The 25,750-nt window shown below is 35.5% G+C and carries 15 protein-coding genes; all 15 read right to left on the bottom strand.

What is annotated here, in order from left to right:
* Positions 1-764 precede the first annotated feature (764 nt).
* The 15 genes from AVL50_RS18590 to AVL50_RS18525 all read right to left on the bottom strand — a co-directional run bounded on the left by AVL50_RS18590 (position 765) and on the right by AVL50_RS18525 (position 25,481).
* A complete protein-coding gene (locus AVL50_RS18590; RefSeq protein WP_157491435.1) occupies positions 765-1,364 on the bottom strand; it encodes an ankyrin repeat domain-containing protein in 600 nt (199 codons plus the stop codon).
* A gap of 313 nt (positions 1,365-1,677) precedes the next feature.
* On the bottom strand, positions 1,678-1,917 hold the full coding sequence (locus AVL50_RS18585; protein WP_062617984.1) for a hypothetical protein: 240 nt from the start codon (positions 1,915-1,917) through the stop codon (positions 1,678-1,680).
* A gap of 337 nt (positions 1,918-2,254) precedes the next feature.
* A complete protein-coding gene (locus tag AVL50_RS18580) occupies positions 2,255-11,947 on the bottom strand; it encodes an Ig-like domain-containing protein (protein WP_062617983.1) in 9,693 nt (3,230 codons plus the stop codon).
* 385 nt (positions 11,948-12,332) lie between these two features.
* The gene (locus AVL50_RS18575; RefSeq protein WP_062617989.1) at positions 12,333-13,352 is read right to left on the bottom strand and encodes an aldo/keto reductase; all 1,020 of its coding nucleotides are present in this window, start codon (positions 13,350-13,352) and stop codon (positions 12,333-12,335) included.
* Positions 13,353-13,463: 111 nt separating this feature from the next.
* Positions 13,464-14,474 (bottom strand): hypothetical protein, encoded by a 1,011-nt coding sequence (locus AVL50_RS18570; protein ID WP_062617982.1) that lies wholly within the window; start codon positions 14,472-14,474, stop codon positions 13,464-13,466.
* Between the two features lie 268 nt (positions 14,475-14,742).
* Positions 14,743-17,388 (bottom strand): S9 family peptidase, encoded by a 2,646-nt coding sequence (locus AVL50_RS18565; protein ID WP_082795916.1) that lies wholly within the window; start codon positions 17,386-17,388, stop codon positions 14,743-14,745.
* A gap of 179 nt (positions 17,389-17,567) precedes the next feature.
* Positions 17,568-17,858: an antibiotic biosynthesis monooxygenase gene (locus tag AVL50_RS18560; protein WP_253764305.1), complete on the bottom strand. Its 291-nt coding sequence runs from the start codon at positions 17,856-17,858 to the stop codon at positions 17,568-17,570.
* Positions 17,859-17,987: 129 nt separating this feature from the next.
* The gene (gene lysS / locus AVL50_RS18555) at positions 17,988-19,742 is read right to left on the bottom strand and encodes a lysine--tRNA ligase (RefSeq protein WP_216639069.1); all 1,755 of its coding nucleotides are present in this window, start codon (positions 19,740-19,742) and stop codon (positions 17,988-17,990) included.
* Between the two features lie 218 nt (positions 19,743-19,960).
* Entirely contained in the window at positions 19,961-21,061 is a 1,101-nt protein-coding gene (locus AVL50_RS18550) for an AraC family transcriptional regulator (protein ID WP_082795915.1), read from the bottom strand.
* An 87-nt stretch (positions 21,062-21,148) separates the two neighbouring features.
* A complete protein-coding gene (locus tag AVL50_RS33730) occupies positions 21,149-21,271 on the bottom strand; it encodes a hypothetical protein (RefSeq protein WP_256366133.1) in 123 nt (40 codons plus the stop codon).
* Positions 21,272-21,747: 476 nt separating this feature from the next.
* The gene (locus tag AVL50_RS18545; protein ID WP_062617980.1) at positions 21,748-22,335 is read right to left on the bottom strand and encodes a hypothetical protein; all 588 of its coding nucleotides are present in this window, start codon (positions 22,333-22,335) and stop codon (positions 21,748-21,750) included.
* Between the two features lie 153 nt (positions 22,336-22,488).
* Positions 22,489-23,070 (bottom strand): uracil-DNA glycosylase family protein, encoded by a 582-nt coding sequence (locus AVL50_RS18540; RefSeq protein ID WP_062617979.1) that lies wholly within the window; start codon positions 23,068-23,070, stop codon positions 22,489-22,491.
* Between the two features lie 259 nt (positions 23,071-23,329).
* Positions 23,330-23,743 carry a hypothetical protein gene (locus tag AVL50_RS18535; protein ID WP_062617978.1) on the bottom strand — a complete coding sequence of 138 codons (414 nt, stop codon included), beginning with the start codon at positions 23,741-23,743 and terminating at the stop codon, positions 23,330-23,332.
* A gap of 220 nt (positions 23,744-23,963) precedes the next feature.
* Positions 23,964-24,680 (bottom strand): hypothetical protein, encoded by a 717-nt coding sequence (locus AVL50_RS18530; RefSeq protein ID WP_157491434.1) that lies wholly within the window; start codon positions 24,678-24,680, stop codon positions 23,964-23,966.
* A 273-nt stretch (positions 24,681-24,953) separates the two neighbouring features.
* A complete protein-coding gene (locus tag AVL50_RS18525) occupies positions 24,954-25,481 on the bottom strand; it encodes a hypothetical protein (RefSeq protein WP_157491433.1) in 528 nt (175 codons plus the stop codon).
* Positions 25,482-25,750: the final 269 nt, after the last annotated feature.

Genomic DNA, 25,750 nt, shown 5'->3' with positions numbered 1-25,750 from the left:
TATTATATTGTTATCAAAAATTAACCTTTATGTTTTAACATATCCTCTTTTTTAATTTGATGTTATAAGTTGGAAACTTATACAATAGACAAGTTCTAAGTAACACCTGACGGCTTGATACACAGAACAGTGGGGGAAGAGAGTGTATCTTATTATTTTCTTTCTTACATAATACTATAAGTCAAAGACTTAATCAATTGGAGAGTTCTGAGTGACACTAACACTTAACACATAGAGTAATTAGAGATTTAACTTTTTCATTAATTCCTCTTGTAACTCTTCATCAATAACAAAAAAAGTATTTTCTTTTTTTCCGTTGATTGTTATCTCTTGAATTGTGAAAAAAAAGTTAGTTTGTTTAATATCAATAGATTCAAATCTATCAAGATACATAACTCTCTTTTTAAACATAGAATAATATTTTATTTTATATTTTTTATTATCACAAAATGTCAACAAATACTTATCATCTATTATTACTGAAATAATTCTAAAAATGATAATACCAATAAAAAACCTTCATTTATTGGAATAATATCAGAGTATAACTTTACCATGAATAAAATTATAAATAGGTATGATTTTCTCAGAGAATTTAAAATAATAATAATATACATTTTTCTTCTTTTATTGACCAGGAAGTGCTTTTATTAAATATTGAGGTTTTTTATAATCTTCGAACAAAGTATAGAGTTGAAAACTTATTCAATAGCCGAGTGACGCTAGCACTTAACACTCGGAACGGTGGAAGTATTATTAAACATCTATAATTTTTTTAGCTCGTCTATCCTTTTTTGAATACAATCTCTAATATGAATAATGTTATTTATAGCTCCTTCATTTTTTGAATCATTTATTTGCTCATTATAAGAATTAATTCGTTCTTCCATTTCTTCAATATTTGTAGATTGATTCAAAAATAATTCTACGAGATCATAATCACACTTTCCCCTTCGCCAAGTAAAAATAGCTAATGACAAAGCCCCTACTCCGTAATCATTTTTAATGTCTAGATTTACACCATTTTCTATAAGTTGATGAAATAAAATATAATCTTCATTTCTTAACTTTGGCTTAAATACGAAGCTATTTTCCATACCTTGCACAAAGGTATGAAGGCATGTAAAGCCTTTATAATCTTGGGTATTGACTGGTATATTTTGTTCTAACAAAAAAGTTGTTATTTCTAGATTTCTAAAAAAAGTTGCCTTATGTAATAATGATTGATTAGTATACTCATCAATTATTGTTAGGATATTTCTATTACTAATTTCAGAGTCAATTATTTTTTTAAAAGAATCAACATGGTTATCTACAATACAATTTCTTAATTTATTAAACTTATTTTGATCTGTATATTTCATATTATTATTTTGATTTATGTTCATTTTTACGTGATGAATTTGATGGACCATCTTCAGGTTGATAATGAAGTGGGATTCGTAAAATCCCCTGATGATTTGAACTCCCAAATACAACTTTCTACATAAAAGTAGATAATGGTCAATTTTGAATGTATAGTTATCAAAAATTGACCTTTATGTTTTACCTATCTTCTTTTTTATTTGAAGTTATAAGTTGGAAACTTATTCTATAGCCTAGTTCTAAGTGAAACTAACACTCATAACTTCAGAACTGGATTTGCAATAAAAAACTGGAAATTCGGAATAGTAGAAATTAATTATCAACATCTAATTTATAAGGAGTGGGAGCATTATCATAACCATTCCAATAAATCCAAATTCTTTTACATTTCTGACAAATAAGCATACTTTTTAAATCCATATATAATTTTTCAGAATCTACATTACCTGAATATTTATCATATTCCACATCAGATATAAATAGCCATTCATTAGAATTCGGAATTTCTCCAAACTTAATTACATTCCCACATTTACATTTTATTCCTGGCATAATTTGATTTCCTCCTATAATTTAAATATGATTAATATTTTTTGATCCGGCGTACCTTCCTTCTCAATACCCACCATATTCATACCAAATGGGTTGTAGTATTTCACATAGCATTTATTATGACTTACAAAGTTTTTTCTTATCATTAATCTTAGGTCGTGGGGTAATGATGGCGTGATCAATGATGACAATGTCTATTAGAAAACAAACGTTCATGGTCTTATTATTTTTTATATGGCTAGTGAAATTACATTCAAAAAGGGCATGCAATTTTATTAAAATCACATGCCCTTTAAAGCACCTAACAAGAAGCACTTCTACTTTGCTATTGCTCAAATTATTTCATTACAACTACCTTCTGAGCTTTTCCTATTGGTCCTCTTTCATCAAGATGATTGATATAATAAATACCAGACGGTAGGTTTTTCAAATCTATGGAATAACTATTTCCCGTGAAATGACCAGATTTAATATCTTTCCCTGCCAAGGTTGTCAATATCCACTGACAGTTGAATAATGTAGAAGGGCTTTCTACGGTAATTATCCCTGAGGTTGGGTTTGGATATACTGTCCATTCAACCTCTCCGTTAAGAGGATCATTACTGGTCACATCTTTAGGGTCTGTTGATACCAAATGAGAGACATCTCTACGGATGGCTTGGAAGATTTCTTTGGTATTATTGTCTTGTACAAAGACTACAACTTCGGCCTTATCCGTATCATAAACCTGAGGGTTATCCCATGCTACTGTAAATATTTCTTGGCTTCCTGGCGACCATGTTCTTCCGAAGAAACTAGTTCCTTCTGCCCCAGGTGCTGGGCTCATAGATTTCATAACACTATGGTGTGTAAAGACTCCTTCACTTACTTCCACTCCAAATATTTCTGATTCTATGGTGACCACATGCACTACAATCTCAGATGAATCAGGAGAGAAATTGCCATTTGATGTTAAGGTTACTTCTATTTCATCCGCTTCCGAAGGATTTGGTAAACTTATATCAATATCAAATTCTGGATCCAGCAATGCTCTTTTGGCAATGATATTTCTATAATCATTGATAAAATCTTCGGTATGTCCATTAAAACCATTACCGTCTATAATTGTACTTGGGGCATCAGTAATACCATAATAGAACCTTCTACCACTTGATGGCTCTGGATTATCAATGTTCAATGAATCGCTCTTTCCATCTACTTTAATATGATAATTAATTGCCAAAACGTCCAAGTCAATTCTATTCAATACTGAATCAAGATCTGGAAGCTCTCTGCTGTCTTCTTGCTGTCCTGCATTGGTCATTGTTTCCACGACCACTACTTTTTTACGGTTTCCAATGAATACGTTATCTATGGATACCCCTTCATCTTCTAGATCTGAGTTGGACTTAAAGGCAAACCTCAACCTCAAGTGTTCTTCTCCAATAAATTGATCCAAATTATGACGTATTGATCTGTTTTCTCTGAAAATACCTCCCGATTCTGGAGTATTACCTGTCCAACCTTTAGAGTCTGTATTACTACCCCCTACTTGATTTCCAGGGTCTGAAAGAATGTTGGAACTGTTGTACCAATTGATAGGATCACTTACATCTCCAAGAATATTCCAAGTTTGACCGGAGTCTAATGAATACTGAAGTGTCACCCCATCAATATGGGCTTCGGCATCCAACTGCATATCAAAAATAATGGCAGGCCTGCTTAATCCAGAGATATCAAAAGAAGGTGTATTAAGATAAGAATCTTCACTTACATTATAGTTAGTGGTCAAATTGGTCACCCAAACTTTAGTATCTGTAATAATATTCTCACCTTGTGCCACACCATGTTCCCAGCTTGATGCAATACCTCTAGGTATCCAACCACCATCTGTACCGTTGAAGTCTTCAAAATATTGATCCTCTTCATTGGTCAAGAAAACTCTTGGGATGACATAGACAGATTTAGAAATCACTTTAGAACAACCTCTCTTTGTGGTTACTGTCAAATCTACATCATATGTACCAATTTGACCGTACCTGTGAATGATGGCTCCACTTGAGCTTGTGGTGGCATCAATGAAAACAGTTGTACCATCACCGAAGTCCCATTCCCAAGAAGATAGAGTATCAAAATTCACCGCTGATGACATCTCCTCAAATTCCATATCAGCACCAAATTCAGAAATCTTCCATTCAAAATCCGCCTCTGGAGGTGTGCCTATGAAAACACTTTTTGAGGTAGAAATATTGGTACATCCTGCGTTAGTCTCTACAGTGAGTGTAATGGTTTTGAAACCACTGGTAGAGAAAGTATGTTCATAAGAAGCTGCTGAATCTGCACTTGTAATAAACTTAGAACCTTCACCAGCACCGAAATCATAGAACCAACTTGTGATGATCGTTGAATCTTGTGTTGTTGTCAAGTCTCTGAATTGAACAACTTTGGTATCGCAGAATACATCATAATCAAAGTTCACATCTGGCACATCCACAATTGTAAAGTTCCTCTCTACATAATTCACACAACTATTTTCATTGGTATAGGTATAACGAATGGTATGATTGCCTAAAGGCGAATTTTCTAATACTACTTCATTATTCGAACGAATTAATGCACCTGTTGATGAAGTAAGAACACCACCGGACACTGTTGTAATTACTAATGGATTATCATCACTTTGACAAAATACTTGTCCTTCTTCAATACCAAATAGATCAAAAATTGGCAATGGATGTATTACAATATCCAATTGAAGTGGATCTCCTTCACAACCCAAATGAGCATCTGTCACATAATAAGTATAAGTTGTTGTTTCCGTAACAAGTGTAGAATCTGTAGGTGTAAATGAGTTGGTGGTTCCCACCACTTGCGTCATTGCTGCATCACTATACCAAGTTACATCTTCTGCAATACTTGAAACAATCATAGGTTGAAGAGCATCTCCCGAACAATAGCTCAACGTAGCGGCTACTGTTGGAATATCCGGTCTTCTATTAATGGTCATCGTGACTTCTGTAGTATCACTTTCACATCCATCGACTGTTTGTGTGATATAATATGTTTTTGAATAATCTTCCGTACTGTTTGGATCTGGAGGTGTAAATGATGTGTTGGTGGATACAATACTCGACAATTGATCGTCATCATACCACCTAATGTTACTTCCAGAAGTAACGGTAATAGGTTGAATTTCATCACCTGAACAATACACCGGGCTTCTGTTATCTACTACAGGTTTTGAAGGTGTTGGATAGACAGGAATATCTACTTTGGTAGCCAAACTACTACAGCCATCTGGTGTGATTTGCACTACCCAATAATTGATGGTATCAAGAGAGGCAAAACCTGGAGCGTTTATACCTGGATCAAATACTTGATCTGTTGAAATTCTTAATGTCAAGCCTTCATCTGTGTACCATTCATAATTGGCATTACTTTCACCGGAAGCAGAAATAGGTTGAATCACATCATCCTCACAATAAGGAGCAATGGCCGCCACAACTGGAGCTTCAGGTAATGCATTGATAGAAATATCAACTTGACCCACTTCACTTTCACACCCATTTAAAGTACTCGTAGCATACAAACTTGCAACGGAATCTGCTGTTACAATAGATGAGAACGTTGGCAGGTAATTATTGCCCAATCCCAATAAATTTGTTTTGGAGGCATCTGAATACCACTTAATATTAACCCCTGTGGCAATACTCAAATTTGGCAATGGATCTCCACTACAAATTAGAGCCACTGCATTGAACGTTGGAGCGTCTGGTGTTTTGAAAATGGTCAAAGTCGTTGAGGTTGCTCCGCCTTCACAACCATTCGTGGTTTCTGTCACATAATAAGTAACTGTTGAATCTGCCGCAACATTGGTATTAATAGCTGGGGTAAAATCATCTCCAAAACCTACTTGATTGGTAAGTCCTGCATCTGAATACCATTTTATATTATTACCTGGTGTTGCTACTGATAGAGATGAAATAATATCTCCAGAACAATACACCAATTGGTTGTTGACGTCTAATGAAGGAGCCAAAGGTCTAGGGTAAACTGGAATATCCACTTTATAAGCTGGACTGATACAACCGTCTGTTGCAATTTGTAATACCCAATAATTCAAAGTATCCAAAGAAGGATAACTAGGAGCATTGATCATAGGATCAAAAGTAGCAGTAGTGGCTACCCTCGTTGTTAAACTTTCATCAGAGTACCACTCAAAGTCTGCATCCGTTTCTCCTGATGCAGTCATTGATGCCACAACATCCCCTTCACAATAAGGAGAAATAGTTGGCACTGTTGGTTCTGCTGGCAAAGCATTGATATTGATAGCTACAGAAGAAGTTACACTCTCACAACCATTCAAGGTACTAGAAGCATAAATCGTCACGGTAGAGTCATTGACTACTGTTGTTCCAAAAGACGGCAAATAATTATTACCCGTTCCAAGCAAACTAGTTCCGGCGGCGTCTGAATACCAACGTACATTGGAACCTGTAGCGACGCTTATACTAGATAGTGCATCTCCAGAACAGACTAATGCTACAGGATTGAAAGTTGGAGCATCAGGCGTTTTATAGATGGTCAGTGTTGTTGATGTCGCGGCACCTTCACAACCATTGGTGGTCTCGGTTACATAATAAGTCACCGTAGAATCTGCCGCAACATTGGTGTTCAAAGCTGGGGTGAAATCATCTCCAAAACCTACTTGATTAGTAAGTCCTGCATCCGAATACCACTTAATGCTATTGCCTGCTGTTGCCACAGAAAGTTGAGTAATCGCATCTCCTGAACAGTAAACCAGCTGGTTACTTGCGGATAAGGATGGTGCCGATGGTCTAGGATAAACAGGAATATCTACCTCTAAAGGTTCACTCTCACAACCATCTGTTGCTATTTGAATCACCCAAAAATTCAATGTATCTAACGTTGGATAACTTGGAGCATTCATCATTGGGTCATAAGTCGCTGTAGTCGCTTCCAAGGTGGATAATGTTTCATCGGAATACCACTCAAAAGAAGCACCTGTTTCTCCTGATGCAGTCATCGCCGTTATTGCATCTCCTTCACAATAAGGAGTGATTGCTGGTACTGTAGGTGGAGGAGGCAATGCATTGATATTAATATCAACTGAAGAGGTAACACTTTCACACCCATTCAATCTACTCGTTGCATAAATCGTTACGGTGGAGTCATTGACCACATCTGTTGCAAAAGAAGGCAAGTAATTATTACCGGTACCTAATAAGGATGTTCCTGCTGCATCAGAATACCACCTGACATTAGAACCTGATGCAATACTTAAACTCGATAAGGCATCTCCTGAACAAAGCTGTGCAACGGGATTGAAAGTTGGTGGATCGGGCGTTTTATAGATAGTGAGTGTAATAGATGTTGGCAATCCTTCACAACCATTAGTGGTCTCTGTTACATAGTAAGTTATGGTAGAGTCTGCCGCAACATTTGTATTTACAGCTGGTGTATAAGTATCTCCAAACCCAACTTGAGTGGTTAACCCTGCATCCGAGTACCATTTTATACTATTTCCTGCAGTGGCCACGGACAAGGCTGAAATTGTAGCTCCAGAACAATAAGTGGTCTGATTAGAAGCCGATAAAGTTGGAGCCGTTGCTTTAGGATAAATTGTAATATCTATCTTCAGTGCGGCAGAAGTACATGACTCTGTATTAGTTTGTCTTACCCAATAAGATACTGTTGTCACTGTAGAAACTGTTGGTGCATCTGCTGGAGTTAATGTATTTGTTGAACTTAAAATTGAGGAGAATGAAGCATCAGAAGACCATGAAAATTGTGCTCCTACAACTCCTGAAACCTCTAAATCACCTAATCCCGTGTCTTGAGAACAATAAGAAGGAACTGAAGAAATTAATGTTGGGGCCAAAGGCAATGGCTTTACATACAACGTATCTTTCACTTCCCTTGTACATCCTTCTGAATTTTCATAGGAATAGGTAATCACATGAGTTGAATAATCACTTGTACTTGTTTCTCCTGCATTAGCAGCCGCTATAGAAGGATGAAAATCAATCGTTCCGTCCATACGAGTTGTAAATCCACTTGCTCCCGTATCCACACTCCAAGTTACTCCCGAACCTGAATACAATGCACCACTTTCCATTGGTCTTATTCTCACATCTCCATCACTATAACAAACCGAATCAGTAGCAGAACTTCTTGCCAAAGTGACTTGGTCATACCCGTATACATTAACAGTAGAATCTACAGCATTGACACAAGTATTACCATCAGTATAAGTAAATGTAATTTTAAAATCTTGATTCAAGTTGAATTCATCTCCATTGGCCATGGATGGGATAAACGCTCCAGTTCCATCTCCATAACTCACTATTGCTCCTGCATTTGCATCAGAAGAAGAGAAAACACCCGAGGATACATTTGATCCTCCTGATTTACCTTGAAGAAATACTGTATCGGCATCAAAACAGAAATCACCATCATCTGTAGCTGATACATAATCAAAACTAACTGTAGGCAATGGATTGATTGAGAAATTTACAACATCTGTAGCCGAACAGCCATTACCATCTGTATAAGTATAAGTCAACGTGTGACTTCCTAACGACAAGCCCGAAGGTGAAATTGTAATAGGATTTGAGGTTGGTATATTGGAATCCAATTGGAATGTTCCATCTGTAGTCAATGAACCATCTACATTTGCTGTTACATTGAAATCAGCAGCATCAATACAATAATTCAATTGACTCATATTGATGTCTGCCACGTGGTTTTTAGTCACTGTTACCGCTTGTGAAACACTAAATTCTAATGGTACAAGAGGTGTATTATCTTGATAAACGGCTGTAATTGTAACCGTTTCATTTTGTCCATCTGCGGTAGAAGTTACTACTGTAGAAGGTGTAAAAGTGGCTCCAGATGGCATTCCTACTCCTGATGTACCTGTTCCTTCAAACCTTACTAAAGTATAAGGAGGTACACCGCCCACAAATGATGGTGTTCCGCCAGGAATTGATAAAGCCACCGCTGGATCATCTTCACAATACAATGGATTAAGGTTTATCACACTCGAACCATCATAAACTGTAAATGATACTTGGTCTACTTTTTCACATCCTCCCTTTGTGATGTGATAATTGACAATGTGTGTACCTTGTCCTGCTAGGTTGGGATAAAAAGTATTTTCACCTGCACCATTTCCCGTGCTTACTACACCTGGACCAGAACAATAGAAATCTTCTCCTGCCACCAATCCTGAGGCTGCTAAAGCTACACCTGTTGATTGCTGATCACTATAGTTGGTTGTAGTTGGTGACAATGTATATCCACTTGCTTCTGAAGGGACAGTAATTGTTGAGGTTGCCGAAGAAGTAGAGGTACAATTGCCTGATGTTACCACCCTTCTAAAGGTATAATTTCCTGCAGTCGTCACATTGGACAGAAAATAACTCTGTGAAGTGGCTCCTGAAATATTGGTATAGCTTCCACTATTAAAACTCTGTTGCCATTGATAGGTGTAAGTAGAATTACCTCCTGCAGGAACTGAACCCACTAAAATAATTGGCTCATTCAAACACACTAATGTTCCTGTAGAATTGGCTACTGTATTACTTGAAATGGACGCTGTGACTACATAAGACAACTCATTGGAGTAGGAAGTACACCCACCCGATATTACTCTCCTTCTAAACATTACAGTTCCTGAAGAAGAAATCGTAGAGGCGTGTGTATAAGAAGCAGAGGTGCCTGATAAATTTGACCAGTTACTTCCGCCATCGGTACTCATTTGCCATCTATAGGTGTAAGATGAATTACCACCCGTTGGAGTTGAACCTGTGAATACTAGAGTATTTGCGGCAATTGAGTTACAATAACCTGAGGCACTGCTCGAACTTATAGAATTGGAGGCAATATCTGGATTTACATTCACGATCACTTCGTTGGAATTGATAGAAATTCCTTCACTTGTGACCACTCTTCTATATCGGTATACTCCACTAGCCAATCCTGAAGATTCAGTATAATCTTCGCCATAAGAATTGAGAGCAGAAAATGAGCCACCATCTTTACTTCTTTGCCATGAATAAGTATAGGTACCTGAACCACCCGATGCTGTTCCTCCAGAAATAGTATAGGTGTAGCTCTCTGAATTACAATAATTAATTGTTCCTGGAGCGGTGACAGTATTAGTAAGTGCTGGAAAAAATGTATTTGTAGAACTATTAGTCGTAGTCGTCACTGTTGAACCTACGTTTCCAGCTTCATCCACTACTGGAATTGAAATTCCTAAAACCGTATAAGCTCCAGGTGTTGAAAATGTATTTGCTGCTGTATACGTCAATCCTGATTTTGAAGGTGCTATAGATACTCCTCCTAATGTTACATTAAATGAAGATTGAAGGTCTTCATCACTTACAAAAGTCAAGGTTGATGTATTTCCGTCTGCCACCATTGATGTATTAGAAGAATTGTTAGAAGCAATTGTGACATTCGTTAAAGTTGGTGGTGTAATATCAATTTCCAAACTGACATTATCGGTAGCTCCCACATTTCCATAAACATCTTCTGCATGATAGGTCAAAGTATGTGTACCCTCTGACAAAGTGCTTAAAGTAACATCTTGACTCGTTCCTGTGATTGTCACTCTTGCCACTTCCCCATCCAAATTACTACTGACAATAAGCTCTTTATCATCTGAATCATCTAAACTCGAAAAAGAATAGGTGGGCGTTTGATCATTGGTTTTATTATCACCTGTTGTTCCTGAATCAGAACCTGCATCTAAAGTTGGCGTAGACAGTGTGCTTACTGTTACAGACTTATAGTCTACTGCTTCAGTATTAGAAGCATTGGATTCGTTACCTGCTTCATCTGTTACTTTTACGGTATAGCTATAAACACCATTGGTTGTCAATGATGTAGAAGCTGTAATATCATCGTCACCTGTACTTGTCAAAGTTCCATCTGGGTTGGACCCTTCAAATAATTCAATAGTAGTTCCTGATTCTGAAACCACATTAAAAACAGGAGTATCATCATTGGTTTTTCCATCCGTATCATCTCTGCCTGTATCAGAACTTGACAGAAAACTTAATACCGGATCTGAAGGAACATCTGTATCAATAGTAATCGTTAAAGTAGATGAAGCTACACTTTCATTCCCTGCTGAGTCTACAACAACACAAGTGATATCATGGTCTCCATCTGACAAGCTATTCAATGTAAAATCATAGGGAGAGGAACTGTAATTAAAACGGCCTACTTCTCCATCAATATCACTTTCAAAAACGATTTCATTGCCAGCTTCAACCGTAAGTGATGCTACATTGATCTCTGGTGTATCTATGTTCGTGATATCATCGGTATCATCACCTCCCGAATCACTTGTGGCTTTTAAGTCTAAAGTGCCTGGTGTTGTTGGCACTGAAGTATCTATGGTTACATTTATCGGTTCTGAAGTAAAAGTCAGGTCTCCATTTGTATCCACACCGTAGGCATATATTAAATGGTCTCCATCTGACAAGGAAGAAGAAACTATCAAGTCTGCAGAACCTGTTGCTATGGTAGTTCCTATTGTTGTAATTCCTGATTTTAAATAAACAATATTAGTAGCTGTGGAATTAACGGTAAACAATAAATTACTTAAGCTTGTTACCCCATCATTGTTCAACTCTCCCAAGTCTGAAACAGTGCTCAAAGAAAATGTTGTCACATCAGATTCTAATCCTGCACTTGTATCAATTGTATAAGTGTCAGAAGAAGTCGTAGCATGAGGCATACGGTTGTACTCCAATGTAAATATTGTCCCATCTGCAAAATTATCACCTACATTTACATAGATAGTATAATCTGAACTTGGGTTGATTTCAACAACCGTAACTTCACAGCTTGATGTGACATCTGTAATTGTACCTCCAACATCTTCAGTCACTGTAAAATCAGAAGATGAAGGGGTAATTCCTGTCACTTCAAAATCCCATGACAAGATCACACTTTGTGTGGGCGAACTCCCAATTTGTGTAAAAGAATCTACTTGTGCGTTTGCTATGTTCACTACAAGTAAAAAGCTTAATAAAAAGTATAGTAGAATAAAGTATTTATGTCTTATCATATCTCAGGTTCAACAGCCATACAAAACAAATAACAAAAAAAATCTATCCATTTGAATTTTCACATCTATGTATCAGTCAGTTAATTGAAATATAAATGTAAAATATTAAATGACTACAATTGATTTCATTTATGTTTGGAGGCAGATTTTTTAATTCAGTAGTAGCTTCGGTTTTCGTTAATATACGTAAATACTTGGGTTATGTTCTAATTCAGAAAACAAAAAAGCAGTAATGTAACTTTAAATCACAGTACTGCTTTCTTTAAATAGTGAAATACGTCATCAAAAAGGCTGAATGACATTTTATTATTGAATGTTAGAAGAAATACTAAAAATCAATTTTATCATACCAACCCCCGAATGCATAGTTCTTCACATTGTCTTCTTTTAAAAACTTTGTTGGAAAACCTAAATCTATCTTACTGATATCAGACAATTCTTGAAGGTCTTCTTGAGGCAACTCCCATTCCAAACATTTCAAGTTATCTTCTATTTGATGAGGTTTTCTAGAACCTATAATAGGAATGATACTTTTATCCTGAGCTCTCAACCAATTCAAGGCAACTTGTGAAGGTGATTTACCCAACTTCTCTGCAACTTTAGCTACCTTTTTCGCAATCGCAATATTCTGCGGATTGAACTTTACGCTTTTTTCAGACAACCTTCCTTCATCGATCATTCCATTGTTGTATTTTCCAGACAACAATCCTGCTCCCAAAGGTGACCAAGTAGTCACTGACATTCCATAGTGATTGGCCATTGGCAGTAATTCTCTCTCAATATCACGGGTGATAAGACTGTACTCCACCTGCAAACCCACAAATTCCTCCCATCCTCTCAGTTCTGCCATCATATTGGCTTTGGAGACCACCCACGCAGGCGTATCTGATATACCAATGTAACATACTTTTCCTTGAGATATTAAATCATTCATGGCCCTCAGTACTTCATCTACTCTTGTCGTAAAATCCCACATATGTACCCAGAGAATATCCATATAATCAGTGTTCATTCTTTTTAAAGATGCTTCCACTGTTCTCATCATATTTCTTCTTGAATTCCCTGTCCCATTAGGGTGACTTGCATCTTCAATTAATGTATATTTTGAAGCCAATACATAGCGATCTCTTTCAGTCCCTACAAAATCAGCTAAGAATTTCTCTGAAGTGCCGTTGGTGTAAAAGTTAGCAGTATCAATAAAATTTCCTCCTGCATCAGCAAAAGTATCAAAGATTTTACTTGAAGTATTAAAGTCAGCTCCTGTACCCCATTCTTCTCCGAATGTCATTGCTCCTAGACAAAGCTCCGAAACCTTCAAGCCAGACTTGCCAAATAACTTATATCTCATTACATCAATATTTAGTTTTAAGATCACTTAATTTAATCAATCTACTTGAAACTATTTCAGAAATAAATAGAGAATGTACTTCTTTGAATCCTATTGCCTCTTCTTTATTAATTAAATCCCGAACCTATAATTAATACCTGTCATGATAAATTTTGAATAATCAGAAACACCATATTCTCCTCTTATCCAAATTCTTTTACTTAATTGAAATTGTCCACCAAATTGGAAAGTCCATTTTTTAATCAGGTCTTTTTTAATGTAATAATCCACTGTTGAATTCATTACTCCACCTTCTCCAATTGCTAAATTGTATTCTTCATTAACACCTTCAATGGTTTTGTCCAATAAACGTTGCTGAATTGGAGTTAATTGATTGTACCATATATTGTAATGATCGTCTAAATCTGGTAACACTTCTTTGATTTGGACTACACCTGCAGTGATCCCTCTACTCACAAAGTTTCTATACATTGCACCTACATAAAAATTGACAAAACGATCCTTCTTTTTAAGATTAAACTTTTTACCGATTCTAAATGAAGAAACAACAACATTGACTTCGTTTTCTAATAAATCAGTTCGCGTGCCTGAATAATTGACATCTGCAGAAAAGAAATAATCCTTGTAACCATAATTGAACGTCATACCACCACCAAATGAAATGGCGTTAAAAACTACACTAGATTTAAAAAGTGGCATTGCTCCCATTCCAAAGTCAGGTTGTAGAGCAACTTCTGTTCCTCCTTCCACATAAGAAAATAAGCCATAAAAGTTTAAGAAAGGCAGGGTAAATAAATCTCCCCTTAAATTAATTCCATTTGAATAAGCACGTGTTGTTTGAAAACCAAGTGTTTGTTCATTCAAAATTGATGAAAGGTCAGTACCATTAATACCCATACCAAACTCTGAGATCCCTAAATACATTTCATTATAAACATAATGCAAAGAGATACCTGCCGGTAATGGAAAATCAATTCCTTTTTCTTCAAGTTTGTCTCCCCAAATTGGAAAGGTGTATGGGTATTGATTTGTAGAGTCATTTTCATTGATCACAATATGTTCCTGAGAAAATAATTGAGTAGAAAATAACACAAGTATAAAAATCGATAATTGCTGTCTCATTCGTATTGATTCTATTATAAATTTAGTAGACAACAAATATAGTTTGCGTATAAACATTTAGATATCTAACATTAAATATCAATCTTATCTTAAACCCACATAACACACTACAAATCAAATAACAATGCATATCACACCATAAAGGCAGTATTAACAATCAAAAAGATAAATTATCTTCTAATGTCATATTTTAAAATAAATTAGGACAAAAAAAGCCACTCCATTGATGGAGTGGCCATGAATCATATAATCTGCAGTACTAAAGTTTTTAGTTATCTTGCTTCAAAACAGTTGTAATTTTTGCATTACCCATTTGAGGAACAATTTTGGTTTCTTGAACACCTATCATATCTTCAACGTTGATAGTGTATTCTGTCACTTCATTGGTATTATCAAGATTAGTTAAACTTACAACATAAATCTTTTCTTCTTTCTTTTCTTTCACTTTAACTTGAAGCTGTTTCATTTTTTGTGTCATCAAATCTGGTGAAAGGAAAACCGTTTCAAAACCTTCTCTCAATGGCATTCTTGAGATGAATAAATCTAAAGCAATATCACCACACAACACTGCTCCTTCAACAGGAATATTGAACTTCTGTCCCATCATTTCCATCTCAATGTTATCTTCCCCAAAGTTCATCAAGAAAGTTTGTCCTCCTTGCTGAATTTCTCTTTTGACTGGCTTCATATCTTTCACAAATAACTTATCAACTACCTCTCCCATTGGAGATTGCGCCTTGTCAGTGATAGTTGTAAACTCCCCTTCTTTTTTCACCGATCGGTGCGAAGTCATAGGAATAGTTTTATCCTGTACTTCTATGGTTACAGTATAATCATACTCACCTGGGATGATATCTGTTGTTGTGAATTTAATTGAAGCTGAAGTCTCTACCTCTTCTTTTGGTGTGTAAGTCACTTTAGAAACGTCTACCGTGATTTCTCCTAAACGTTTCATCACTTCATCCGAACCTCCTTCTTGATATCTCCCACCTAAGTGTTTGGCTAAAAACTTCTCAGTGGCTACCCACATGGCCATATTATTGGTTGGCTTTCTGAAACCGTGTCCTTCATCGTCAGCCAGTAGGTATTCTACCTCTTTATCCGCATCTCTTAATGCAATCACAATCTGATCACTCTCCGCTTGCTTTACTCTTGGGTCATTGGCTCCCTGAACAATCAGAAGTGGCTTTTTCATTTTATCGACATGGAACAATGGGCTCGTTTCTTCTATCAGTTTCTTTCCTTCCTCTGTCTCTGGATCACCCGTCATTTCATACAGTGATTTTCTGAAAGCTTCCCAATATGGAGGAATAGATTCCAGCAACGTGAATAGATTACTTGGACCTACAATATCCACTCCACAAGTGTATAAATCAGGAGTAAATGCTAAACCTGCTAGTGTAGCATATCCACCGTAACTACCGCCCATAATGGCTACTTTGGAAGCATCTACAGTTCCCTCACTGATCAAGTATTTTACACCATAAGTGATATCATCTTGCATCAATTTACCCCATTGCTTGTTACCAGCGTTTAGGAATGATTTACCATAGCCGCCACTTGCTCTGAAGTTAGGTTGCAATACAGCATAACCTCTATTGGCCAGCATTTGGACATATGAGTTGTAACCCCAGTAATCTCTAGGACCCTTTGGACCTCCATGTACTAATACTACAAGTGGAAGATTCTTCGCTTCTTTATTTTTGGGAATGGATAAGTAACCTGGAATTTCTAATCCATCGCTACTTTTATATGTGATGGGTTTCATCTCTGCCAAATACTGCTCATTTTCTTTCAGTTTTGGCTTTGGTGTATATTGGTGGATTAGTTTTTTTGTATCACTGTTGTAATAGTATACATCTGGTGCATACTTGTCCCCTGTTACAGAGATCAACATCTGCTTATAGTCTTTTGTGAAACTTGAGAAACCAACTTCTCTCCCTTTAAACTGCTTTTCCAAGTGACTGAATAACTTTGCCCATTTCTTATTTTTCCAAAGACGTTCACGCTTGTCGTAAGTATAAGAAGTGTACAAAAGTTCTCTGGTGTTATCATCTAAAAATACACCACCAAAGTCCACTTTGTTTTTAGGATCGCTTTCTACTTTTTCAATGGCTTCAGTTTTTGGATTCATCAAGTACAATGTTGTCAAGTCTACATCACCTTTATTTGACACTAAATAAAACTGTGAATTGTCTTTATTCCATCCACTTACGTAAGCACTTTCTTCAAGGTTGGTCTCATATATTTTAGTGAATTTATTTTCACCATCAATACGCATGATTTCAGAATGCCCTTTATCGTTTGTTCTGTAGGCTAGTCTTGGCTCTTCGTCCCAGTCAAAATTCCAACCAGTAATACGGTTTTTGTTTTCAAAGATCAATGTTCTTTCGCCTGTAGCAATATCCACCTTGTAAAGGTCATGCCATGCTTTATCTCTGTCATTGATACCTACCATCATGATATTAGGCTCATTACGACTTACCTGATAAATCTGAACGGTTACATCTTTTAACGGTGTTAGGTTCTTCGCCTCTGGAACTCCTTCTTTGACTTCTGCCAATGGATCTACAGCATAAACATTGTAGTTTTCATCCCCTTTGTTATCTTTTACATAAAGGATATATTTCCCATCATAAGTCCAAAAGTAACCTCCAATTGGACGTTCATTATCGGTGAGAGGTTTTGCATTTTCAAAAGGCTCATCGAATTTTTTCACCCAAATATTCAGGGTTCCATTATACTCTTTTAAGAAAGAGATAAATTTACCATCTGGACTTAGCTGTCCTCCAGCTATTTCAGGGTTACCAAAGAAAATTTCTCTATCCAGTAAAGGAACTTCTTTATTTTGAGCATAGGATTTAGTTCCCATAAATACTATTAGGGATAAATAGATTAAAAGTACGTTTTTCATTATTTAAGAGTTATTGAAGCTTTAAGCTTATTATTTAATATAATTAGTTAGGAAAATTGATTAGACACTGTTTTACATATAATAATTAGTTTTGTTGATAAAATAATTTTACGCTTGGTTATTAAATTTTGTTTACGAAATATAAGTTATTCAATATTTTCTAAAAGAACGAATTTATACTATAAACTATTATCCAAAACTGTAGAATAATGCTCTACTTCCGGAAAAGGCTCATAATAATGGTGTAAAAGTTCCTTCCATTTCAAATAAACATCTGATTTCCTGAAACCAATTTCATGTGCTTCCACTGAATCCCAATGAACAAGTAAGAGGTATTTATTTTTGTGTTCCAGGCATTTTTTCAAAGTATGTCCTTGATACCCTTTAATTGAACTGATGTATTGACCAGCCGTTTTGAAGTCAATCTCAAATTGTTCTTCCATCCCTTCTTTTACCTGAAGGGTTGCCATTTCTAATATCATGTTTGTAATAGTTTTATAGATTGAAGATACGAATTGTTTTTTTGCTAAAAACAAAAAAGCTACCTTCATTGCTGAAGGTAGCTCAATATAATCAACTACTGATGGTAGTATTTTTATCTAGTTGTTGGCTTCTGCAGCCTTGTCAATCCATCCTTGAACCGCGTCTTTTGAAGGGTTAGGGATTTGCTTCAGCTTCAATTTCTTCTTCATACCGATGAAGTCATTCATCAATTTACCTACTGCTTTATCAGCAAGGTCAGAAATCATATAGAAACCTAATTTGTGCATCACGTTAATCAAATCTTTCTCAACACCGATTGCCGCCCACTCTTGTTCCGAAGAAGCTACAGGCCATTTTTCAGGACGCATTTGAGGGAAGAATAATACTTCTTGGATAGAAGCATTGTCCGTCAACATCATTACTAAACGGTCGATACCGATACCTAAACCTGATGTTGGAGGCATACCGTATTCTAATGCTCTTAAGAAGTCTTGGTCGATGAACATTGCTTCGTCATCTCCTGCTTCCATTAGCTTCATTTGCTCCTCAAAACGCTCTCTTTGATCGATTGGATCATTCAACTCAGAGTAAGCATTCGCAACCTCTTTACCATTGACCATCAACTCGAAACGCTCTGTTAATTCAGGATTGTCTCTATGACGCTTACATAAAGGAGACATCTCAACAGGATAATCAGTAATGAATGTTGGCTGGATATAGTTACCCTCACATTTCTCACCGAAAATCTCATCGATTAATTTACCTTTACCCATTGTTTCATCATGCTCGATACCTAACTCGTCACAGAATACACGTAATTCTTCAACAGATTTGCCGTTGATATCTTTACCTGTATGTTCCATGATCGCCTCAGCCATAGTTACACGGCGGTATGGTGCTTTGAATGAAATTTCGTTGTTTCCAACTTTAGCATCTGTAGAACCGTTTGCAGCAATTGCTACGTGCTCTAAACATTGCTCAGTAAATTCCATCATCCAGTTGTAATCTTTGTAAGCTACATAGATCTCAACGGCTGTAAACTCAGGGTTGTGTGTTCTGTCCATACCTTCATTTCTGAAGTTACGAGAGAACTCATATACACCATCAAAACCACCTACGATTAATCTTTTCAAATATAATTCGTTGGCAATTCTTAAATACAATGGAATATCCAAAGCATTGTGATGTGTAATGAACGGGCTTGCCGCCGCACCACCTGGGATTGCTTGTAAAACTGGCGTATCTACTTCTAAGTGACCGTGGTCGTTGAAGAAGTTACGCATTGCGTTAATGATCTTTGTTCTTTTGATAAAAGTATCTTTAACGTCTTTATTTACTACTAAATCCACATAACGTTGACGGTATCTTAACTCAGGATCAGAGAATGCATCGTGCATTGTCTCATTTCCATCAGCGTCTTTCGTTACCTTAACGGCAGGAAGTGGTTTTAAGGCTTTTGATAAAACTTTAAGTGATTTTGCGTGTACTGTGATTTCGCCTACTTCTGTTTTGAAAACAAAACCTTCAATACCGATAAAATCACCTCTATCTAAAAGCTTCTTAAATACCGTATTATATAAAGTCTTATCCTCACCAGGACAGATCTCATCTCTATTTACATAAACTTGAATACGACCAGAGGCATCTTGTAATTCAACAAATGCTGCCTTACCCATCGCACGAACACTCATAATACGTCCAGCAATTGAGATCGTACCATAATCATTTGGACGACGCTCAAAATTCTTAAGAATATGTGCTGCTGAAACGTTTACATCAAACTTTTCCGCTGGATATGGGTCAATGCCCAAGTCCATCAACTGTTGTCTCTTTTCTCTACGGAGTACTTCTTGTTCGCTAAGAATTTGCATTTTGATTGTTTTTTGCTCAACGTCAGAAATGCATAACCGAAAACCCCTTCGGTTACCATACATTACTGCACAATTTCAAAAGGCGAAAATAATAGATTTTATTGGAAGTAGGAGGATTGATTTTGAAAAAAACGGAGAATCATTTAAAATTTAAATCTATTTTCAATTAAATGACAAAAATTGGCTGGTTTTAGGTTGAAGAGCGATATATAAAATCATTAGAGGGACATTTTTCCCTTTATTCTCTTTTTGTATTGCAAAGGTGTTTCTCCTGTTTCTTTTTTGAAGATATAGTTAAAAGTTGACTTGGAATTAAAACCACTGTCATAGGCAATATTCAACAACGTCTGATTTTGATTTTCAGAAATTCTCTTTTTAAATTCTTCTACTCTGTATGTATTGATAAAATGGTAAAATGACTTTTCAAATCCTTGATTAAGGATAACCGAAACTTTCTTGGTTGGGAAACCTACTTTCGATGATAGTTTTTCAAGATTTAATTCTGGATCAAGGTATAGCTTCTCTCCTTCCATCACCGTTTGTAAAACTTCCATATCACTTTGAAGAATTGTGGTCTTGAAAGTACGCTCATTTTCTTCTTCCTTCATCTCTTTTGTAAAATGTGTGATCCGTTCATAAAAGCCTTTCATTCCTAGCCAATAGATTACAAAAGCCAAATAAAGGAATAAGATATAGTAATCTGAATAAGGTCTTTCATATGCAAAGAAAAACAGGTCTATAAAAGTCAGTAAGGCAAATAATATCCACCCAATAGCCCACCCATAGATAATTTTTTTCATCCAAATCCTATTCTGCACATCAGCATCAGAGATTTCCTCTTCACGATTGATAGTTCTAAAAGTCATAAAAGCATAAATACTCATAGAAATTACTCCTACAATCACTTCAAATTTTCCATAACCGTTGAATACTTCAAAAATTCCCACTTCAAAATAAAACTGATCTAAAAGATTGATCACTCTGGCAATGAAAAATATAAAAGCAGGCAGAAGATGTTTGGCCGACTGAAAATCAAATGAATAATTGGGGGTACAGATTGATTTTGTATATAAAAAAAGCAATGGACCAATCAATAACAGGTAGGTCAAGGGGACACTTTCTAATAAGGGGTGCTGTTGTAGAACTTGCATATCGGACAACACATGACGTCCCATAGTTACCGCAATGCAGGCAATCAATGCTGAAAGCAAGTAATTTGAGATTTTCCTTCCTCTCTGCAGAAATAATATGACCAATGAAAAAAAGACTCCTTGAATAGCCCCCATAATACTCAAGAAGTTGAAAATGTTGAAATTCATATTCCTACCCTTAAAGTTAATTTGACATATAGATGAATGAAATCATAGCATTTTGTAGTACCATCATGTTTTATGTTATTCAAAAAACTATCGATTTTCAAACAATTCTTTTACTTCAGCAATTGTCAAACCAGTACCTATTTCAATACCTTCCTTCTTTCCGTTTGCTTCTCTGGTATCCAAAGTACTGACATAATGTAAAGTACACATTGATGTTGTTCGCTTATAGGGTAAATATAGTGAATTTTTAGTTTGGTTTAGGTCAAATAATGTCGAACATTTCACCCTTACTATGTAGATGCTTCTTCCCGATACAGGGTGTATTACCTGCCCATACTATCCGTACACTACCCACCGTACACACCGTTCGCTATTCACCGTACTGCTTGTACACTATACACCGTACAGTGTGTACGGTGAATAGTGTACTCCACAAGAGTTTTTGGTTCCATTGGTGCAAGTGTCAAACTGGAGGCTAGAAGGTGAAACTCTTTCCCCTATACATGGGAAAGGGTTTCCCATATAGAAGGGACACCTTTTCCCATGACTATGAGACCCTCTTTCCCATGAGTATGGGACGACTCCCACCAGTAGATGTATCCGTCGTACATGCTGGCACGTACGGATGTTCAGACGCCTACAGGTTGATACTTACAAACTGTGAGGGACCTGAAAATATCCTTCACTTATATATATTTCAAACACTCTTCAGCTTCTTCACGGATGTACTCTTCTGGGTGATTCAAATACATGGTTATAACTTCAACAGCTTCCTTTGTTGCTATTGAAGACAACAGTGTTAATGACTTAATATGAAGGCTTAGATAATTAGTAGGTTTTATAAAATAAATGTGTTTCAAAGAGTCTATTACCATATGATTATCAAATTCTAACCAATATTCAATTATCCACTCAATGACAGATAACTCTAGATTGTTCAGTTCTTTATCTATCTCAAATATTTTAATTACTTGTACAAATTCGTCACTCAAATCTTCTAGATCTAACTTTTCTGTTAGAAACAGTAGAAAACGCAGAGCATAAAGATCTTTACTTTTTATTGCCCTCTTTAATCTTAAAATAAAGTCTTGGCGAGGGTTGATATGGCTGGAAGAAATATACGTCAAATAACTATTGATTGTATTATCTAAGTTATGCTCAACTGCTTTACATAGTTTGTTCTTTTCAAGAATATCCCCCCCTAAATAGTTTGAATACTCATAATATGAATTATGATATTTATTGTATGCAAGATTGTATTCGCCCTTTTTCACTATTTCTTTAATTGAAGTAAAATTGATTTACAATTGCTCATGGCTTTTGAATTAAATATTTGTCAGCTTCTTAATATTGCTATGAAAATCAATCATGTAGTATACAACTTCATTTTGCTTCAGGTTTAAACCAGCATTTTTCAACATCAACTATTAATAGCATATCTTCTCTATCTCACTTTTCAAAACAGGTAATAATTCAACTTCAAACCATTCGTTTTTTCTTAGCCAAATATTGTTTCTTGGAGAAGGATGAGGCATCACAAAATATTTTGGGTAATATTCCCTCCAATTTTTGACTGTAGAGGTTAAGTTGGGTTTTCTGAGTTCGCCAAGAAAGTGTTTTTGTGCATACTGCCCTATTAAGAGGGTGAACTCTACATTTTTGAGCTCTTTCATGATTTTTGGCAACCACTTCTGAGCACATATCGGTCGTGGTGGTAAATCACCTGATTTTCCTTTACCAGGAAAACAGAAGTCCATGGGTACAATGGCTACTTTTTCCTTATCATAAAAATCATCATTCGATATACCCATCCATTCTCTTAGCCTTCTCCCACTTGCATCATTCCAGGGAATTCCTGATTCAATGGCTTTAACTCCTGGGGCTTGACCTACAATCAGTATTTTAGATTTTGATGAAAAATTCAATAGTGGTTTTGAATTTGGAGGCTCACATCCTCTACAGATATCCGAGTTGATAATTTCATTTAATAATAGTTCAGCTGAGTCCATTATATTTTTTGGGTTATTGAATATTCAATTTAGTTGAGAAAATACTATAAAGAAAAATAATTCCCCATAGAATAAACGGTTCTAAGTAAATAATTGTGCCTATTAAAGGCCCTTCTGAAAAACTATACGCTGATGGTAAAATAACTAAGTAAAAGAAAAAGTCACTTAGAAAAGGAACTTGAAATATGTCTCCAATCAGAATGATTACAATAATTAGAACTGTAATGATGAGTGATTTGATAAGTTCTCTTTTCATCAGTTATTGACCTGATATATTTGATTTTTCAATGATCAAACTAGCTAGAAGTGGAATATCATCAATTGCCTGGTCAATAATCTCTTTGTACTTAAATTCCCCCAGTTCATGAGAAAGGAAACCTTGCTTAAGAAATGAAGGTGAATCTATGTATTTTGATAAAAGAAAAGGCATCAAGAAATAATTATTTTTCCGTCTAATCAAGATCCATTTCAATTTCCCATGATAATTACTTATTATATTTTCAACCTTTATATATAATTCGTCATTTTCATCTGGAATATCAAATCTAAATCTAAGAAATGGAGGGCGGCCATAAATATTTTTTCCTGAAAGCATATCCACCAAAGGCGTTTTTATTGGCGCCAGATATTCTAAAGCCTCAAATATCATCGTACTAACTTCATTACTCTTCATATTTTCTAATAGTTCTTAGATTACGTTTTCAATTAGTTATTTACTGTTTTGTTTTTGATCCTTCACTTAAGAAATCATGGATATATTTTATTGTTATAAGTTTCAAACTTATACAATTCTAAAATTCGTAATGACGCCTTTCGGCTTGACATCACGAACAGTTGGAGGCTTTATGCGATTGAGACAATTAGATAGATCTCTTATTGACTAATCATAATAATTAATTTCTCACATAAACGACCTTTCTTTTCCTTAGAACCTTTAACAAATACCTGCATAATCTGCCTAAAATCATATCACCGCCAATATAAATAAACATGGCTCCTATGGGTGGGTTGACAGTTTGGAAGATCCACTGTTTTTTATCCCATTTCCATACTCCGTAATACGTTCCGATTATTTCCAAATATAACACCAATGCACTCATTACAAGGTAAAAGGGCATGTAATTTCTTCTCCATAAGGCCCAGAAGAATAATGTTCCTAGGGCTAAACTCAATGTGTCTTTGAAGTATAAAATTACTACTGCGAAAAGTAAAATATAAAAACCCATCATCCATTTTTTGAATTGAAGGGCGTTGGCAAGAATTGGGCTTTTTTGAGTAATATTCCATCCCAATGCAAATATTACAGCATGACCAAAGGGCACATACATCGGAATTTGTCCACCTCTGTAATCATACATATCCATCCATACACAACACAACATTTCACCTAACCATGACAAAGGCACCATGACTGTCATTAAAAATCGAATACGTAATGACGACAAGAAGAATATGATGACAAATATGCTTAAAACAGATACTGTGGAGATTATTTTCCCATCGAAGAAATATTCATCAAAGTAAGGAGAGTCAAAAAATAAGATGGGAATCCATAAAAATGCAATCCCTACAAAATAATAGAAAGATTTACTGTAATTGTTAGTGTTCATAGTAAAGCGTTTATTTCACATCGATAGTGTCAATGCTTAATTTCCCAAAATTACAGCTTTTGATTGAACAACCTAAGGATTCATCACTTCTAGTACTGTTACAGTTGAATACACTATATCATTTACACTAAATGAACTGTCTCTCATAATGAAACCTATAAACAGGGTATTTATCAAAGAACAAAAAAGGATTGCTAAGTACAATTTACTTTTCATTGATCTTGGAAGACTTTGAGTGAGTCTGTATTGAATAATGTTTTAGCTGTATAGTTTTCACCGAACTAATTTATTCATCTTTATAGTATCTGTCTGGTTTCTAAATCCGATAAGTTCCGTATCATTGATTATTTTCATATTTAATGAATCAGCACTCAAGTGCCACTCTCCATTTTTTTCAGTACACTTTCCATATAAAAAAACCGTAGATGAACTAGGACTTAAGCTGTAGGACATACTAAACTCATCCGTTTTTTTCTTCCTATTTAGCCTAAAGGTTGAATCAGCTTTTTGAAATTCCCAACTTTCGAATCTAGTATTTAGATGTCTATCAATTCCCTTACCGAACAGATAATTCATTATTATTGAAGCCAAAATTGAGTTTATAAAAAACAATTTAGAATAATCTTTTTTCTTGAAATAGAGTAATAACCCTCCTATTATCAAGTTAATTACTAAAACCAAAGGAACAAGTAAAATGATTGTAATCGATATACTAGGATCTGGGTCCATTAGATAAACCCATAACCAGATCAACCCAAAATCAATTATTGTAAGTAATAGAATTTTATATAATGTCTTCATTTGATTATTCATAATGTATTGACTAAACTTACTTCTATTATTGGGGTAATCTTTTTAATTAAAAGGTACCCCTCCTTGATAGAAACTGTATTAGCTTAATCATCACATTTACTCCATTAAAAAATAGTTTACTTCTCTCAAAGTAATAAACAGCATACTATATTCAAACTAAGACATCATTATTCTAATATATATTACAAATTTCCGAGAAGCCTCTTTAATTCTCAATAGTTGTTTTAAAAATAGAGCCACAAAAAAAGACAACCTGA

The sequence above is a fragment of the Flammeovirga sp. SJP92 genome (genome assembly GCF_001583495.1).
Lineage (GTDB): Bacteria > Bacteroidota > Bacteroidia > Cytophagales > Flammeovirgaceae > Flammeovirga.
Note: the sequence above shows the minus strand (reverse complement) of the source record. Positions and strands in the feature narration are given on the sequence as shown.